This is a genomic window from Rhodopseudomonas parapalustris, from assembly GCF_053772255.1.
This window is the reverse complement of the sequence record NZ_JAMKBZ010000014.1, coordinates 40,178-56,044: the sequence shown is the minus strand read 5'-3', so window position 1 is coordinate 56,044 and position 15,867 is coordinate 40,178. Positions and strand designations below refer to the sequence as shown.

The 15,867-nt window shown below is 64.3% G+C and carries 15 protein-coding genes; 4 read left to right on the top strand and 11 right to left on the bottom strand.

Translation table 11 applies throughout. The features are described 5' to 3' along the window. Positions 1 to 18: 18 nt before the first annotated feature. The 3 genes from M9H71_RS14060 to M9H71_RS14050 all read right to left on the bottom strand — a co-directional run bounded on the left by M9H71_RS14060 (position 19) and on the right by M9H71_RS14050 (position 1,913). Positions 19 to 309, bottom strand: coding sequence for a GNAT family N-acetyltransferase (locus M9H71_RS14060; protein WP_164607866.1), 291 nt, complete (start codon positions 307 to 309; stop codon positions 19 to 21). 274 nt (positions 310 to 583) lie between these two features. Further along, on the bottom strand, positions 584 to 1,099 hold the full coding sequence (locus M9H71_RS14055; protein ID WP_455405595.1) for a DUF3828 domain-containing protein: 516 nt from the start codon (positions 1,097 to 1,099) through the stop codon (positions 584 to 586). Positions 1,100 to 1,136: 37 nt separating this feature from the next. Next, positions 1,137 to 1,913, bottom strand: coding sequence for a potassium channel family protein (locus M9H71_RS14050; protein WP_455405594.1), 777 nt, complete (start codon positions 1,911 to 1,913; stop codon positions 1,137 to 1,139). A 144-nt stretch (positions 1,914 to 2,057) separates the two neighbouring features. Between M9H71_RS14050 and M9H71_RS14045 the strand changes: the two genes are divergently transcribed. After that, positions 2,058 to 2,297: a DUF433 domain-containing protein gene (locus M9H71_RS14045; RefSeq protein WP_455405593.1), complete on the top strand. Its 240-nt coding sequence runs from the start codon at positions 2,058 to 2,060 to the stop codon at positions 2,295 to 2,297. A gap of 7 nt (positions 2,298 to 2,304) precedes the next feature. Here M9H71_RS14045 and M9H71_RS14040 read toward each other — a convergent pair whose 3' ends face one another. The 5 genes from M9H71_RS14040 to M9H71_RS14020 form a co-directional block, all read right to left on the bottom strand. After that, positions 2,305 to 2,679 carry a hypothetical protein gene (locus tag M9H71_RS14040; RefSeq protein WP_455405592.1) on the bottom strand — a complete coding sequence of 125 codons (375 nt, stop codon included), beginning with the start codon at positions 2,677 to 2,679 and terminating at the stop codon, positions 2,305 to 2,307. 204 nt (positions 2,680 to 2,883) lie between these two features. Continuing rightward, positions 2,884 to 3,804, bottom strand: a complete 921-nt coding sequence (locus M9H71_RS14035) for an SEC-C metal-binding domain-containing protein (RefSeq protein WP_455405591.1) — start codon at positions 3,802 to 3,804, stop codon at positions 2,884 to 2,886. A 5-nt stretch (positions 3,805 to 3,809) separates the two neighbouring features. After that, on the bottom strand, positions 3,810 to 6,827 hold the full coding sequence (gene uvrA / locus M9H71_RS14030) for an excinuclease ABC subunit UvrA (protein WP_455405590.1): 3,018 nt from the start codon (positions 6,825 to 6,827) through the stop codon (positions 3,810 to 3,812). A gap of 299 nt (positions 6,828 to 7,126) precedes the next feature. After that, a complete protein-coding gene (locus M9H71_RS14025; RefSeq protein ID WP_455405589.1) occupies positions 7,127 to 7,876 on the bottom strand; it encodes an outer membrane protein in 750 nt (249 codons plus the stop codon). A 218-nt stretch (positions 7,877 to 8,094) separates the two neighbouring features. Continuing rightward, on the bottom strand, positions 8,095 to 8,856 hold the full coding sequence (locus tag M9H71_RS14020) for an outer membrane protein (protein WP_455405588.1): 762 nt from the start codon (positions 8,854 to 8,856) through the stop codon (positions 8,095 to 8,097). A gap of 472 nt (positions 8,857 to 9,328) precedes the next feature. Between M9H71_RS14020 and M9H71_RS14015 the strand changes: the two genes are divergently transcribed. Then, positions 9,329 to 9,832 carry a single-stranded DNA-binding protein gene (locus M9H71_RS14015; RefSeq protein WP_455405587.1) on the top strand — a complete coding sequence of 168 codons (504 nt, stop codon included), beginning with the start codon at positions 9,329 to 9,331 and terminating at the stop codon, positions 9,830 to 9,832. A 493-nt stretch (positions 9,833 to 10,325) separates the two neighbouring features. On the opposite strand, the gene M9H71_RS14010 is transcribed toward M9H71_RS14015, so the two are convergent. Both M9H71_RS14010 and mazG read right to left on the bottom strand, forming a co-directional pair. Further along, positions 10,326 to 11,621, bottom strand: coding sequence for a hemolysin family protein (locus tag M9H71_RS14010; RefSeq protein ID WP_455405586.1), 1,296 nt, complete (start codon positions 11,619 to 11,621; stop codon positions 10,326 to 10,328). Between the two features lie 79 nt (positions 11,622 to 11,700). After that, positions 11,701 to 12,525, bottom strand: coding sequence for a nucleoside triphosphate pyrophosphohydrolase (gene mazG / locus M9H71_RS14005; RefSeq protein WP_455405585.1), 825 nt, complete (start codon positions 12,523 to 12,525; stop codon positions 11,701 to 11,703). Positions 12,526 to 12,640: 115 nt separating this feature from the next. Between mazG and queC the strand changes: the two genes are divergently transcribed. Further along, on the top strand, positions 12,641 to 13,354 hold the full coding sequence (gene queC, locus M9H71_RS14000; protein ID WP_455405584.1) for a 7-cyano-7-deazaguanine synthase QueC: 714 nt from the start codon (positions 12,641 to 12,643) through the stop codon (positions 13,352 to 13,354). Between the two features lie 88 nt (positions 13,355 to 13,442). Further along, positions 13,443 to 14,726, top strand: a complete 1,284-nt coding sequence (locus M9H71_RS13995) for a serine hydrolase domain-containing protein (RefSeq protein WP_455405583.1) — start codon at positions 13,443 to 13,445, stop codon at positions 14,724 to 14,726. Here M9H71_RS13995 and M9H71_RS13990 read toward each other — a convergent pair. Next, positions 14,699 to 15,835: a GNAT family N-acetyltransferase gene (locus M9H71_RS13990; protein ID WP_455405582.1), complete on the bottom strand. Its 1,137-nt coding sequence runs from the start codon at positions 15,833 to 15,835 to the stop codon at positions 14,699 to 14,701. The two genes, M9H71_RS13995 and M9H71_RS13990, sit on opposite strands and share 28 nt — an antisense overlap. Positions 15,836 to 15,867 lie beyond the last annotated feature (32 nt).

The window sequence follows — 15,867 nt, the reverse complement described above, 5'->3', positions numbered from 1 at the left end:
CGCGGCCCGGCCAAGGCCTCAGGCGGTAAGGTCGGCGTATTCGGGGTGAGCGTCGAGATAATCGGCGACGAATCCGCAGCCGGCGCTGACCTTGGCGCCCTCGGCGCGGATCAGATCGAGCGCGCCGCGCACCAGACGCGAGGCGATGCCGCGCCCGCGCAGCGGGGGCGGGGTCTCGGTGTGGGTGATGACGACGCGGCCGCCGGCGCGGCGATAATTGGCGAACGCGATCTCGCCATGGGAGTCGAGTTCGAAGCGGTTCAGCGCCTTGTTGTCGCGCACATCGGCTTCGGTCGTAGTCCCGCTCATAGCGTCCCCTCATTCTCAATGTTCGGCGCGCCGGCCGGAGCCGGACGTGCCGTTGGCTGTCAAGTGATGCCGCGCCCGGTGATGTCAAGGGTGCGTGGCATGGCAGCGAAGCTTTGTCGCGGCTGCTGCCAGCGACGATGGATCGTGCCGAGGGTATGGCCACACCGGACTGCGTCGCGCAACCCGGAGAATCCCGGAGCCATTGCGAAGATGTCGTGCGTCACGGTACACATTACGTCGCGCCGGCGGCGGTCGTGCGCGTTGACGGACTCGATTAGTTTTTCAGCGATGCCTCGAGCATCTGCCGTACCGACCAGGGTTGGCCCTCGACGCTGCCGCGGATGTCGTCGATCCGCCACGAGGCGCCGTCCCGCACCAGATCGTAGCGGATCACGCTGTCGACGCCGACCTTGCGTCGCTGGCTGCCGATCAGCGCCACCGCCAGCGTTGCCCGCGCATCGTCCTGTTGCTCCGTCTTGATCACGAACGACTTGATGTCCGGATCCTGCGAATTGCTCACCGGATCGAAATCGATCGGCCCGATCTCGCCGTCCGGCACCTTGGCCTCGGCCTTGGTCCACAGTGCGGCGAACGACGTCGACAGATACTTCGCGCGCTCCTTGGCGTTGTTGACGAAGGCGCCGCCGGCATTGTCCTTGGCGGCGGCCTTGTAGAGCCTGGTGAGCAGTGCGGCAGGATCGCCGGATTTCTGCCTGGGAGCCTGTGCCAGCGCCGCGGCTGGCACAGTGAGGGCGGCGAGCGAGGCGAGCACGAGACGGCGGCTGAACATGGCGGGTCCTGTCGGTATCGAGGGCGCCGCAACAGGTTCAGTTGCGCCCCTCGTCCGGAATATTCAGCACGGTGCCGCACGCCTTGCAATGCACCGCATCGGCGTCGTGCCGCTGCAGTCCACAGGTCGGGCAAGGGAAGCGCACCTTGTTCGGACTGATCAGCGCGCGCGCCAGATTGAAGAACAGCGTCACGCCGAAGATCATGATCACCACGCTGATCATTCGCCCCAACGTGCCGGGCAACGTGATGTCGCCGAACCCGGTGGTGGTCAGCGCGGTGACGGTGAAGTACAGCGCGTCGGCATAGTTGGCGATCTGCGGATTACGGAAGTGCTGGGTCTCGTAGACGATCGCCGTCATCACGAAGATGAACACGGCCAGCCGCGCCACGGCGATCACCACGTCTTCGTGGCGGCGGAAGAAGCTGCTGTCGCTGCGCAGCCGGGTCAGCATCTGGTAATCCTGGAACGCACGCAGCGTGCGCAGGATGCGCAGGAAGCCCGCGCCCTCGCCGGGCAGCGGGGCCAGGAACGAGGCGATCGCGACCAGGTCGGTCCAGGTCGCCAGCCGGCCGAACTCCAGCATCGGTCGCCGGCTGGCGTATAGCCGCGCGGTGAAGTCGATCATGATCAAGACCCCGAACGCCAGATCGAACGTCTCGATGATCGGCGTTCGCGGCAGGAACGAAGTTCCGACGATGAACAGCAGGGTGACGACATCGAACGCCAACAGGCCGTAGCGGAACGCGACCCCGCGCGGAGTCGCCCCGTCGTAGAGCCGGCGAACGGCGAGTCGGACATCGTGCAGCGTCATCCCGGATTATTGGCCCGGGACGGGCGCGGGATGCAATGGGGGCGGTGACGGGGCGCCGGGTGCGTGCCGGGGGGCTTGGGAGCGGATCGGCGACGACTGACAGCCTGGCCGTTCCATGTTGGCCTTGGCGCCTCGGAGGAACAGATGTCGGACCTTCTGGCGCGCATCACGATCGACCCTGAGGTGCTCCACGGCCGGCCTTGCATCCGCGGTATGCGGATCAGCGTCGCAGATGTGCTCGCGTTACTGTCTTCCGGCGCGCCGCGTGACGAGATCCTGCAGGACTACGCCTACCTCGATAACGAAGACATAAATGCGGCTCTTGTCTTCGCCGCGAAGCAGGCGGAAGCCGTCGTCGAAATCGTCGCCCCGCGTTGGCCGTAACCGAGCTCTACTTCCCGCAATTCCAGATCGGCCCGATCGGCGTCTGCGTCCAGCACGGCCCGAAGCTGCCGCCGTTGTAGCGGCCGCGATAGAAGCCGGCGCGGCCGGGATAGCGCCACTCGCCGCTCCAGGGGCCGTTCCAGCGATAATAATCCGGCGTCGGATCGATGTACCACGGCCGCTTCGGCCGCAGCATCGCCCGCTGCGCCGGCGACAGCTTCTGCATGAACAACGGCACAGCATTGTTCGGCGGCTGCACATAGCCCGGCAGGAAGCCGTGGCCCTGCGAGCGCTTGGCGTGCTTCTTGTGCGAAGCCGCCGAGGCGGGGGCGGGGAGCAGGGCGAGGGCGACGGCGAGCGTGAGGGAGGTGAGGCGGGACATGGGGGGAGTGTAGACGCGAGGGAGCGGCAGGGCGATTCAAATTGCAGCGACGCGGTCGCGCCGCGTGTTAGTCCGCATCAGCGCAGCGATATGCGGCAAGCTATAGCCCCAGGTGTGGCTTCGCTCATGGGGCTACGCTTGCTGCTCAGCGTTTAGGCAAGAGCGTGCGGAGCGTGCCATGTCTGCTGTTCTCGATCTTCCTGCCTATCCTCGCTTCTTAAGAAACGCGCCGCAACAATGCTTATACTTCTGGCCGCTTCCACAGTTACAAGGGCTGTTCCGCCGAATGTTATTAGAAGCGCTTAGCCATCTTGGCTTTTGGCAAGAGAGCGTCATTTGTCTGATCGATACTGCGCCTCCACCCACACCAACGGATAGGCCGTTGTGATCCACCTGTATCCCAACTCGGCAGCCTTTTAGAGACATGCCCCCGGATGAAAGTACCCGCCCCGAAGGCGTAATGATCTCAATCTCCTCCTTCTCGGCACATCGAATTGTTGTTCCGCGGAAGAACATCGATAGACGTTCAATTACAATTAATCTGGGCGGCTCGACCCTCAAGGCGAGAACAATATCACCAACCCCTCGACGGATAGTAATTCGAGCAGCGGATGTTTCAACGTCCCAATTGTCGGCAGAGCTTCTCCATTCGTTGTCGACTATTCGCAAGATCTCCGCGCCATTGTCGTCGCTGAGCTGGGCGTTTACGCGAAAAGGCAGCTTATCTGCAGCCGGGGTAGCTATCGAAAAAATACTGACGCCGTCTATCTCAATAAGGGACTGAACACCTATTGCCTCAAGTGTGCCAATGATGATTTGCGGAGGTGATTGGCCGATGTCCAGAGGCTCAAACGAGAAGCCTTGTTGCTTGCATTTAGGGTTGGCTCGTGCGGCGCAGATTGTCTCTAAGGAAAGAAAGCCTCGCGTCTTCTTACCGTGACAACTTATGCAAAGTAGCACAATTCCATCAGGGTCATGCCGTGTTGCGTCGGCAAATTCGGGGTTAATATGCTCGTAGTCGTAGATGGCTTTTCCGCAAACAATGCAGCCAAATCCATCTCGTCGTCGGACTTGGCGCCGAACATCAGCAGGAATGTTGCGGCTTAAACCAAATCGGTTTCTCAATTACATCACTCCGCCGCCTCGTCCGCCTTCCTCTTCGCCGCCTTCGCCGGCCTCTTCTTCTCCAACACCGGCTTCAAGAACTTCCCCGTGTAGCTCCTCGGCGCTTTGACAATGTCTTCCGGCGGGCCCCAGGCGACGATTTCGCCGCCGCCGTCGCCGCCTTCGGGGCCGAGGTCGATGACCCAGTCGGCGGTCTTGATGACTTCGAGATTGTGTTCGATCACCACCACGGTGTTGCCCTGCGCCACCAGCTCGTGCAGCACTTCGAGTAGCTTGGCGACGTCGTGGAAGTGCAGGCCGGTGGTCGGCTCGTCGAGGATGTAGAGGGTGCGGCCGGTGGCGCGCTTAGAGAGCTCCTTGGCAAGCTTGACGCGCTGGGCTTCGCCGCCGGACAGCGTGGTGGCCTGCTGGCCGACATGGATGTAGTCGAGGCCGACGCGCTGCAGCGTCTTGAAGGTTTCGCGCACGCGCGGCACCGCTTTGAAGAACTCGGCGGCTTCCTCGACCGTCATGTCGAGCACGTCGGCGATCGACTTACCCTTGAACAGCACGTCGAGCGTTTCGCGGTTGTAGCGCTTGCCCTTGCAGACGTCGCAGGTGACGTAGACGTCGGGCAGGAAGTGCATCTCGATCTTGATGACGCCGTCGCCCTGGCAGGCCTCGCAGCGGCCGCCCTTGACGTTGAACGAGAACCGGCCCGGCTCGTAGCCGCGCGACTTGGACTCGGGCAGGCCGGCGAACCACTCGCGGATCGGTGTGAACGCGCCGGTGTAGGTCGCGGGATTGCTGCGCGGGGTGCGGCCGATCGGCGACTGGTCGATGTCGATGATCTTGTCGATGTGCTCGAGGCCCTCGATGCGGTCGTGCGGCGCCGGCGGTTCGCTGGCGTTGTTCAGCTTGCGCGCGATCGCCTTGTAGAAGGTGTCGATCAACAGCGTCGACTTGCCGCCGCCGGAGACACCGGTGACGCAGGTGAACAGGCCCAGTGGGATTTCGGCGGTCACGTTCTTCAGATTGTTGCCGCGAGCGTTGACCAGCTTCAGGGTGCGGCGATGGTTCGGCGGCCGGCGCTCCGGCACCGGCACCGACAATTCGCCGGTCAGATACTTGCCGGTCAGCGACTTCGGATTGCGCATGATCTCGGCCGGCGTGCCTTGGGCGATGATGTGGCCGCCATGGACGCCCGCGCCGGGGCCGATGTCGAGCACATGGTCGGCGAGCAGGATGGCGTCCTCGTCGTGCTCGACCACGATCACGGTGTTGCCGAGATCGCGCAGCCGCTTGAGGGTGTCGAGCAGCCGGGCGTTGTCGCGCTGGTGCAGGCCGATCGACGGCTCGTCGAGCACGTAGAGCACGCCGGTGAGGCCGCTGCCGATTTGCGAGGCGAGGCGGATGCGCTGGCTCTCGCCGCCCGACAGCGTGCCGGACGAGCGCGACAGCGTCAGGTAGTTGAGGCCGACGTCGAGCAGGAAGCTGAGCCGGTCGCGGATCTCCTTCAGGATACGAACGGCGATCTCGTTCTGCTGGGTGTTGAGCAGCTTGGGCACCGAGGTGAACCAGTCGCCGGCGGCCTTGACCGACAGCTCGGAGACCTCGCCGATATGCTTCCCCCCGATCTTGACGCACAGCGCCTCCGGCTTGAGGCGATGGCCGGCGCAGGCATCGCACGGCACGTCGGAGAAGTACTTGCCGAGCTCCTCGCGCGCCCATTCGCTCTCGGTCTCGCGGAAGCGGCGCTCGATATTGGTGACGACGCCTTCGAACGGCTTCTTGGTGTCGTAGGAGCGGACGCCGTCCTCGTAGGAGAACTTGATCTCGTCGTCGCCGGAGCCGTGCAGCAGCACGTTCTGGACCTTCTTGGGGAGGTCCTTCCACTTGGTGTCGAGCGTGAATTTGTAATGCTTGCCGAGCGCGGTCAGCGTCTGCAGGTAGTACGGCGAGGACGACTTCGCCCACGGCGCGATCGCGCCCTTGCGCAGCGTCAGTTCCTTGTCGGGCACGACCAGGTCAGCGTCAATGTGCTGCTCGATGCCGAGGCCGCCGCATTCCGGACAGGCGCCGTAGGGGTTGTTGAACGAAAACAGCCTGGGCTCGATCTCCGGAATGGTGAAGCCGGACACCGGGCAGGCGAATTTCTCCGAGAACAGGATGCGCTCGGCGCCGCTCTTGTCGTGGATCTTGGCGACCTTCTTGTCGGCCTTTTTCTTCTTGTCGCCGGGCTCGTCAGGAGCGGGCGCCGGTGCGGCCGCCGCGGCGGGCGCATCCGCGAACTCGATCACCGCCAGCCCCTCGGCCAGCTTCAGCGCGGTCTCGAAACTCTCGGCGAGGCGCTGGCCGATGTCGGGACGCACCACGATGCGGTCGACCACGACGTCGATGTCGTGCGGGAATTTCTTGTCGAGCGTCGGCGCTTCGGCGAGCTCGTGGAAGCTGCCGTCGATCTTGACGCGCTGGAAGCCCTTCTTCAGCCAGTCGGCGAGCTCCTTGCGGTACTCGCCCTTGCGGCCACGCACCACCGGCGCCAGCAGATACAGCCGGGTGCCTTCGGGCATCGCCAGCACCCGGTCGACCATCTGCGATACCGTCTGGCTCTCGATCGGCAGGCCGGTCGCCGGCGAGTAGGGCACGCCGACGCGCGCCCATAAGAGGCGCATGTAGTCGTAGATCTCGGTCACGGTGCCGACGGTCGAGCGCGGGTTCTTCGAGGTGGTCTTCTGCTCGATCGAGATCGCTGGCGACAGGCCGTCGATCTGGTCGACGTCCGGCTTCTGCATCATCTCGAGGAATTGCCGGGCATAGGCCGACAGCGACTCGACATAGCGGCGCTGACCCTCGGCATAGATGGTGTCGAACGCCAGCGACGACTTGCCGGAGCCGGACAGGCCGGTGAACACCACGAGCTTATCGCGCGGGATGGTGACGTCGACGTTCTTGAGATTGTGCTCGCGGGCGCCACGAATGGTGATGGCGGTCCGGCTCGAGGCCGCGGGGGTCTGACGCTTCGCCTTGATCACTTCGTCCATGCGGGTGTCCAGACGCGCGGAAACGCGCCGGTTGGGGCGCGCGCCGGAGCGACCGGAGCTGACGCCGGATGGGCTGAAATCGGAACATAGGAAGAACGAGGCGCGATTGCCAGAGCCTCGGTGCGCCATCAACCGGATTGTTGCGTCCGACTGGCGCGGTTTCCAGTCCGACCGGACAAAGGCCGAAAGGTCGCGCCGCAGCGGCTCCCGCGTTTCGGTCCGGAACCTGCGCCCGGAAATGCAGAAGGCCGGCGCGAGGCCGGCCTTCCGAACCGAAGCTGAGTGCAGCGAAGCGGTTCTCAGTAGCGCGCCACCACCGGGCCGCCCCAGCGATAATTGATGCGGGCTAGCACGAGATCGGTATCCCCACCCGATTCGTAACTCCCGGCGATCGGCGCACCAGTAGCTGCGCTATTGAACTGAACGTCGTGGCGATTTTCGAAGATGTGATTGTATTCCACTCCGATAGACCAGTTCGGAGCGAAGCCGATCTCGAATCCCCCACCGACAGTCCCACTCCAGCGAGTGTGATAGTCCGTAACCGCTGTCGCGGCACCAGTAGCGTTCGAGATGAATTCGTACTGGCGATCAGTCACCGCAGCGCCGCCCTTGACGTAGAGTAGTATGTTGTTCCAGGCGTAGCCGACTTGGCCGGTGAACAGACCGAAAGCGTCAGTCTTCGAGTAAATCTGGTTCGCTAGGTTAAATTGATTCTGTATACTACCATGAAAATCGGCCCAGTTTCCCTGTGCTTCAACGCCGAATACCCAGGCACCGGTTTGCCAACGATAGCCGATTTGGCCACCAGCCGTTGCGCCGTTGGCGTTATAGGCACCAAGGTCCAAGGCCGGATTGCGATCGGTCCTATAGCGGTTGTCGCGACTTTGTCCCCAACCCGCATTGGCGCCGATATAAAAACCGGACCAATCGTACATCGCTGCAACTATAGGAGGCGGTGCTTTTGTGTAAGGACGGGCAGCCATATCAGCTGCTGAGGCGGGTGCGCTTAGCGCAATCATTCCGGTAGTACAAAGAAGAAATTTCTTCATTTCGCTCTCCAATGGGCACGGCGCAAATCAATCAACTGCACACATGATACGCGGAAAAAGACAGAAGTCTGTAGCCGGGCTGCAACATTTGATTGAATAATTCTGCTCTTGCCCTGTCAACCTCGGAGGCCGGCCCCCGTGGAATCTATACTTGGACACAGAAGAGCGGCGAGTGTCCTCGTCGTTAGCCTTCGCGGCTGTCGTAAGCGCCCAGAAGCTCAATACCGCGCCACGACTGGGCCTCCCCATCGATAATTGATGCGGGCGCTAACGACGTTAAGGTCCTGGTTGATGCGGTCGACGGAGGTGGTCGCAAAGGCGATGTCGCGGTTTCCCATGAACAGGTGGTCGTACTCGAAACCGATCGACCAGGCAGGAGCGAAGCCGTATTCCAAACCAGCACCTACCGACGCGCCCCATCGGATTTCTTTAGCTGTGTCGGTGACCGCGCCTGTCCTAGTGCCATACACTGTGTATTTGTCGCCTGTGAGCGCCGCACCGCCCTTGGCATAGATCAGCGTGTTTTCCCACGCGTAGCCGACGCGGGCGGTGAATAGGCCGAATGCGTCCACATTAGAATCGTTGATCGTCCCCGGCGTGGGGAGAAGGCTCACATTAGTCCCCTTGAAGTCGGCCCAGTTGCCTTGAGCTTCGAGACCAAATACCCAGGCTCCTATCTGCCAAACATAACCAAACTGGCCGCCGACTGTGCCGCCTGAGGCATCGTGGCAACCCTCGCCCAAGTTGGCTGCAAGCGGTTGCGCCGTGGTGCCGGCGAAGTCCCAGCAGTTGCGGCTGGTGCCCCAGCCGCCATTGGCGCCGACGTAGAAGCCGGACCAGTTGTACATCACCGGGATCATCGGCAGCGCCTTGGGGTAGGGGCGGGCCGCGAGGTCGGCGGCCATCGCCGGCACCGAACTCGTGGCAATCAGGCCACCCAACGCAATCAGACCAACGGTCCCCAACGGAAATTTCTTCATCGCAATTCTCCGGTTGTTTGCTTCACCGGTTCCTGATCCGCCAGTTGTCCCGCTGCGGACCAAAGGAAGCGCGAGTGCCCATCTCAAATTCCGGCTGTGACTATACGCTCGTCTTGATGCGTGCGACGTCGCCGATTTGCAACAATCGCGCGCAAAAAATCGCTCTGAAACTGGTAATAGCGGAACGTAATCCTGAAATTGCATCCTAGATACCGATCCAGCCATCTGCGGTACTACGCGCCGGTGCGGCGCGTCTCGCAGGTGGCTGACTTTGCGCTTCTCATCGGAACAAAAATAGAACATAATTGTGTTGCTCGCCGCGGTGGATAACGCGGGCGCTGCGGGTATTTTCGCGCGTGGGCGTATGGGCGACGCGGCGCCGACAGCGTAAGCGCTTGGGCGGAAGGTCGCTGAGACGCCGGATCGGCGTGCGGAGCGGCGAGCAGTTGGTTGATTTTGAGAGGAGACGTCGATGGCGGGCAGCGTGAACAAGGTGATCCTGGTCGGAAACCTCGGCGCCGATCCGGAGATCAAGCGGACCCAGGATGGACGTCCGATCGCGAATCTGCGGATTGCGACCTCGGAGTCCTGGCGCGACCGCGCCACCGGCGAGCGCAAGGAAAAGACCGAATGGCATCGCGTGGTGATCTTCAACGAAGGGTTGTGCAAGGTCGCCGAGCAGTACCTGAGAAAAGGCGCGAAGGTTTATATCGAAGGCCAGCTCCAGACGCGCAAATGGACCGATCAGAGCGGCGCTGAGCGCTACAGCACCGAGGTTGTGCTGCAGAATTTCAACTCGACGCTGACGATGCTCGACGGCCGCAGCGGTGGCGGTGGTGGCGGCGGCTACGGCGACGACAATTCCGGCGGCGATTTCGGCTCCAGCGGCCCGTCGGGCGGCGGCGGTGCCCGGCGCCCGATGCCGGCCAGCAGCGGCGGCGGCCGCAGCGACATGGACGACGACATCCCGTTCTGAGCTCCTTTGCACAGCCTTTCCCCTCCGGCCGCGATCGGCCGGGGATGATGTGTCAGCCGACGGCCGCTGCGCTCCTTGTGCAGCGGCCGTCGCCGTTTCAGAGGAACTGCGGCTTGGGTGCCGGCGAAGCGGTCAGCGCACCAGCAGAGCCCAGCCGAGTTGGAGCTGGGTAAGGGCGAACAGCGTGCCGAACAGCCGCTGGTATAGCGGGCCAGCCAGCGCGGCAGGCAGATGTCGAAATTGTCAGCGCGGTCGTCAGTGTAGCGCGCCGCCAGCGTGGTCAGCGGACAGCGCATCCGGTTCAGCAGCAGCACAAACACTTCGCCCCACACGAACACGCTCAGCCACAGCGCGGCGACCAGTTGCCCGAACCAGACTGTGACCGGGATGGCGACGATCGACGAGGCGAAGAACGCCCAGATCGCGGTATGCAGCAGCCGCACCGCGGCCAGCGCACGCGCCTGCCGTCGTTCGTGCAGCGGTGGCGGCTCGGTCATGGCGAGGCTTCGTCGTCGGGCAGGCGGCTCGCGAGGATCTTGTCGATCCGGCGGTGATCGAGGTCGAGGATCTCGAACCGCCAGCCCTGGAAGTCGAACTTGTCGCCGACACTCGGCAACGCGCCGAGATGCGACAGTACCAGGCCCGCCACGGTGTGGTAATCGCGCGGCGTCGGCACCAGAACGCCGAGCAGATCGCCGAATTCGTCGACCGGCATCCAACCCGCGATCAGATAGGAGCCGTCGTCGCGTCGCACGGCGGCGGGCTCCGGCGGGCCGTCTTCGGAGCTGAACGCACCGACGATCGATTCCAGAATGTCGGCGGTGCTGACCACGCCTTCGAAGCCGCCGAATTCGTCGTACACCAATCCCATATGCACCGAGTTATTGCGCAGCATCAGCAGCGCGTCGCGGGCGTCGGCCGAGGAGGGGATCACCGGCGCGTCGCGCACCAGCGTGCGGAAGTCCGGCGTGTCGCCGCGCAGGTAGATTTCCAAGACGTCCTTGGCCTGGATGATGCCGATCGGATCGTCGCGATCGCCGTCGGTGGCCGGCAGCCTTGAATGGGGACTCTCGACGAAGGCGGCGCGGATGACTTCGGGCGGATCCGAAAGATCGATCATGTCGACCTCGGGGCGCGGCGTCATCACCGCGCCGACCGGGCGGTCGCCGAGCCGCATCACGCCTGCGATCATCTGCCGCTCGCCGGGCTCGAGTACGCCGGCGGTCTCGGCTTCCAACACCAGACTGTGAATCTCCTCCTCGGAAACCTTATCCTCGGGCTCGCCGCTCTGGCCCAGCAGCGCCAGCATCGCCTTGCCGGAGACGTCGAGTACCACCACCACCGGCAGCGCGATCCTGGCGAGCAACACCATCGCCGGCGCGACCTTCACCGCCACCGCTTCAGGGTCCCGCAGCGCGAGCTGCTTCGGCACCAGTTCGCCGATGATCAGCGTTCCGTAGGTGATCAGCGTCACCACTAATCCGACGCCGATGATGTCGGCGAACGGCACGCCGGATGCGGTCAGCCAATCGCTCAGCCGTTGTCCCAGCGTCGCGCCGGAGAACGCGCCGGATGCGACGCCGACCAGGGTGATGCCGATCTGGACGGTGGAGAGAAACCGGCCGGGGTCTTCGCTCAGCTTGAGCGCCTGGCGGGCGCCGAGGACGCCCCGCTGTGCCAGGATCGACAGCCTTGCAGGCCGCGACGAGACGATCGCCAGTTCGGACATCGACAGCAGACCGTTGACGACGATCAGGACGACAACGATTGCTAATTCCACCGAGAGCATGATGCTCGCGAGCCCCCCTACGTTTGTTTCGCTGCAGGCATAGATAGGGAGTCGGGGGCCGGATCGGAACCGGTCGGCGCTATTTCGTCGGCTCCGCGCGCTTCGCCTCGTTCCACAGCGCATCCATTTCGGCGAGCGTGGCGTCATCCGGCGTGCGGCCCTGCGCCGCCAGCGCCTGCTCGATATAGGCGAACCGGCGCTCGAATTTGGCGTTGGCGCTGCGCAGCGCGATCTCGGGATCGGCCTTGGCATGGCGGGCGAGGTTGACCAGCGCGAACAGCAGGTCGCCGGTCTCCTCGGTGATGTGCGCCTGATCGCCGCGGTCGAGCGCGGCCTCGATCTCGTCGGTCTCCTCGCGGATCTTGGCGAGCACCGCGCGCGGATCGTTCCAGTCGAATCCGACCTTGGCGGCCTTGCGTTGCAGATCCATCGCTCGCGACAGCGCCGGCTGACCGGATTTAACGCCGGCCAGCACCGAGCTGGACGGCTGTTCGGTCAGGCCGCGGCGGGCGGCGCGCTCGGCCTTTTCCTCCGCCTTGATCCGGTCCCAGACGCCCTCGACGTGCGACGGTGTCAGATTGCCATTGGCGTCGGCGAAGACGTGCGGGTGGCGGCGGATCATCTTGCGGGTAATCGCCTCGACCACGTCGCCGAATGCGAACGCGCCGCGCTCCTCGGCGATCCGGGCGTGAAACACCACCTGCAGCAACAAATCGCCGAGCTCTTCGCGCAGGTCGTCGAGATCATGGCGGGCAATCGCCTCGGCGACCTCGAATGCTTCCTCGATGGTGTAAGGCGCGATGCTGGCGAAGTCCTGCTCGAGGTCCCACGGGCAACCGGTCACCGGAGTGCGGAGCGCGGCCATGATCTCGATCAGGCGGGCGATATCGCGGGAAGGGTTCATCGGGCGGGTCCAAGGCATGAGGAAGTCCCGTCTCGTATGCCGCAACCGGCGCCGCCATCCCAGCGAAAACCGCACCGGATTGGCGGAGACGCCCCACAGTGCTAGAGGCTGCGCCATGACCGAGCATTCTTCCGACAAGACCGCGCTGGTGCTGTTCTCCGGCGGGCAGGACTCCGCAACCTGTCTGGCATGGGCGCTGGCGCGCTTCGCCAAGGTCGAGACCATCGGCTTCGATTACGGCCAGCGGCATCTGATCGAACTGGAGTGCCGCGCGCGGCTGCTCGACGGCTTCCGCGCCATCAGCGACGACTGGGCCGCCAAGCTCGGCGACAATCACACGTTGACGATCCCGACGCTGGCGGAAATTTCCGACACCGCGCTGACCCGCGACGTCGCAATCGCGATGGGCGCCGACGGCCTGCCGAACACCTTCGTGCCCGGCCGCAATTTGATCTTCCTGAACTTCGCGGCGGCGCTGGCGTATCGGCGTGGCATCACCGACATTGTCGGCGGAATGTGCGAGACCGATTACTCCGGCTATCCGGATTGCCGCAACGACACCATCCAGGCGCTGCAGACCGCGCTGTCGCTCGGCATGGCGCGCGACATCACCTTACACACGCCGCTGATGTGGCGCGACAAGGCTGCCACATGGCAGCTCGCCCAGGACCTCGGCGGCGATCCGCTGGTCGATCTGATCCGAGAGGACTCCCACACCTGCTATCTCGGCGAGCGTGGGGCGCGCCACGATTGGGGCTACGGCTGCGGCGAATGCCCGGCGTGTCGGCTGCGCGCCAAGGGCTGGAATGAACACGCAGCAGGGGCCTGACCGACCGTACCCCGCAGTATGATCGAGCCGACCGGGGTGCGCGTGCAAAGACCGGGGTTCCCTGGGGGCCGCCAAGGACCGCTTCGCCATGCCGTCACCCTTCATTTTGATCAGCCGTCGCGAAGTTCTGCGAGGCCTCGGCGCAATGCTGGCGATGTCGCCTTTGCCGGGGCACGCCGCGCCTTCGGTGCCGGTGCCGAATCCCGACAAACTGGAGCGGCTCACTGCTTTCTTCGATCACGAGATTGCGACCCGCAAACTGCCGGGCGCCGTGGTGTTGATCCAGCAGCACGGCAAGCCTGTGTACCAGCGTTGCTTCGGCTGGCGCACCGCTGCGCGGCGGCACCCGATGACGCCGGACACGATCTTCGCGCTGCATTCGATGACCAAGCCGATCACCAGCGTCGCGGCGATGATGCTGATCGACGAGGGACGGCTGGGACTACACGATGCGCTGGCGAAATACATCCCGGCGTTCGCGCGCGTGAAGGTCGGGATCGAGGCGACGAAGCACGGCAAGCCGGCGCTGAAGCTGGTTGCGCCGCACCGTCCGGTGACGATCGAAGACCTACTGCGCCACACCTCTGGGATCACTTACGAATATATCGGCGGCGAGCTGATCATGGTGGCGTATCAGCGGGCGCATCTGTTCGCCGGCCGGTTCGACAACGCCATCTTTGCCGATCGGATCGCCCGCCTGCCGCTGGGGCGTCAGCCAGGCACGCTGTGGCGCTACGGCCATTCCACCGACGTGCTCGGCCGCGTCATCGAGATCGTTTCGGGCCAGCCGCTGTACGACTTCCTCAAGCAGCGGCTGTTCGATCCGCTCGGCATGATCAGCACCGGCTTTGTGCTGCGCACCGAGGCGGAGCGGGCGCGGATGGCGGCAGTGTTTCCTGCCGATACGGTATTGGTCGAATCCGAACGTCAGCGCCGTGCCCATCCCGAATGGCAATCGGGCGGCGGCGGTCTGCTGTCGACCGCCACCGACTACGCGCGGTTCGCGCAAATGCTGCTCGAAGGCGGTGCGCTCGACGGCCGGCGCTATCTCAGCCCGGCCGCGTTCAAGGCGATGACGACGGACCAGATCGGCCCGGGCTCCGGCGTCGAGCGCGATTACTTCTATTTTCCGGGTGATGGCTTCGGCTACGGCTACGGATTGGCGGTGCGGGTCGAGCCTGGCGAGGCGAGGCCGCCGGCGCCGGGATCGATCGGCGAACTGAAATGGGACAGCGGCAGCGGTACTTATTTCGGCGTCGATCCGAAGCTGGACATGATCTACATCCTGATGCAACAGACCGAGACCGAACGCGGCCGCGTAGTCCCGATGTTCAAGAAGCTGGTCTACGACGCCTTTGCGGTCAGCGACTGAACCAGCGAACGGCCGCCCGAATAGGTCGACCACGCCGACAGAGCCATCCGCCCCTTCAGCGTCAATGCCTTCTGCAGGGTCAGCAGTGGCTGCACTTCGCAGCCGAGCTGCCTCTTGTAGTCGTAGCCGCCAGCCCCGAGATCGAACTGCTCGACGCCGCTGTCGATCAGCCAGCGGATGATCTCGCTGACCAGCACGATGCCCGGCGAGCCGCGATTCCACTCGGCCCCGGCATGGGCGAGGCGGACCGTGGTGCAGCTCTGCCGGTGCAGCAGGCTGTAAGCGATCGCGACGACCCGGTCACCGGAATCCATCACCGACAGCATCGCTCGGCCGCGCGAAAGCACCTCGCGATAGAACTTCGCATAACACGGCCGGTCGAGCACGTAGCGCTTGCCCAGCGCCGTGATCCGGGCGCGCTGAAACTCGTCGAGTTTGCCGAACAGCCGCGTGGCCTCGTCCCCCGGCGATGTGATCATCCGCACCCGCACGCCGCCCAGCGCGTCGAGCGCACGGTGATGCTGACGCAGCGCCTTGCGAAACTTGCGCGACCGCGAGTCGAGGTAATCGTCCCAGGTCCGCGGCAGCGTGGTGACGTTGCGGACCGAGGTCGAGGGCGTCGATGCCACGAGGGCCAGCGGGTTCACGCGACCGCCGGCGGTGAGCGGCAGATTGCTCAGCCGTACCACGTCGATATCAGCCATTGCAGCCAACGCCGCCTCGAACGCCGCCGCGGCAGCTCCGGGTGTCGATGGCGCCGCGGGACCGAGCAGCGGAATGTTGTAGTCGGAAACCGACAGGTCGGCGAATTCGACCAGTGCCACGCCGCACAGCCTGCGCACGACCAGCGGCAGCAGCATCGCGATCTCATCGCGAAGAGTATCGCGCACGGTAATCAGAAGCGGCTCCACGGCCGCTGAAGGCCCGACCACCGCCAGCCATGCGCGGAGCCATTCGGTCGATTGGAACGGCGTGACCGCAGCGGAGGGGCCGAGGGCCGCGGCGCGTTGCAGAAACTGATCGGCATCTGTGCTGGCTTCGGCCACATAGCGACCGGCGGTGTTCGCCGCCCACCGCATCGGCCGTTCCATCACGTCGATCTGCGCCATCATTCAACCCGTCGCCGCCGGATGTCGGCACC

Excerpts from the sequence above, each read along its gene's own strand:
- queC (WP_455405584.1), top strand. The coding sequence starts at position 12,641 with ATGACCGAGCATTCTTCCGACAAGACCGCGCTGGTGCTGTTCTCCGGC.
- M9H71_RS14010 (WP_455405586.1), bottom strand. The coding sequence starts at position 11,621 with ATGCTCTCGGTGGAATTAGCAATCGTTGTCGTCCTGATCGTCGTCAAC.
- M9H71_RS14045 (WP_455405593.1), top strand. The coding sequence starts at position 2,058 with ATGTCGGACCTTCTGGCGCGCATCACGATCGACCCTGAGGTGCTCCAC.
- M9H71_RS14020 (WP_455405588.1), bottom strand. The coding sequence starts at position 8,856 with ATGAAGAAATTTCCGTTGGGGACCGTTGGTCTGATTGCGTTGGGTGGC.
- M9H71_RS14015 (WP_455405587.1), top strand. The coding sequence starts at position 9,329 with ATGGCGGGCAGCGTGAACAAGGTGATCCTGGTCGGAAACCTCGGCGCC.
- M9H71_RS14040 (WP_455405592.1), bottom strand. The coding sequence starts at position 2,679 with ATGTCCCGCCTCACCTCCCTCACGCTCGCCGTCGCCCTCGCCCTGCTC.
- mazG (WP_455405585.1), bottom strand. The coding sequence starts at position 12,525 with ATGAACCCTTCCCGCGATATCGCCCGCCTGATCGAGATCATGGCCGCG.
- M9H71_RS14060 (WP_164607866.1), bottom strand. The coding sequence starts at position 309 with ATGAGCGGGACTACGACCGAAGCCGATGTGCGCGACAACAAGGCGCTG.
- M9H71_RS14025 (WP_455405589.1), bottom strand. The coding sequence starts at position 7,876 with ATGAAGAAATTTCTTCTTTGTACTACCGGAATGATTGCGCTAAGCGCA.
- M9H71_RS13990 (WP_455405582.1), bottom strand. The coding sequence starts at position 15,835 with ATGGCGCAGATCGACGTGATGGAACGGCCGATGCGGTGGGCGGCGAAC.
- M9H71_RS14050 (WP_455405594.1), bottom strand. The coding sequence starts at position 1,913 with ATGACGCTGCACGATGTCCGACTCGCCGTTCGCCGGCTCTACGACGGG.
- M9H71_RS13995 (WP_455405583.1), top strand. The coding sequence starts at position 13,443 with ATGCCGTCACCCTTCATTTTGATCAGCCGTCGCGAAGTTCTGCGAGGC.
- M9H71_RS14055 (WP_455405595.1), bottom strand. The coding sequence starts at position 1,099 with ATGTTCAGCCGCCGTCTCGTGCTCGCCTCGCTCGCCGCCCTCACTGTG.
- uvrA (WP_455405590.1), bottom strand. The coding sequence starts at position 6,827 with ATGGACGAAGTGATCAAGGCGAAGCGTCAGACCCCCGCGGCCTCGAGC.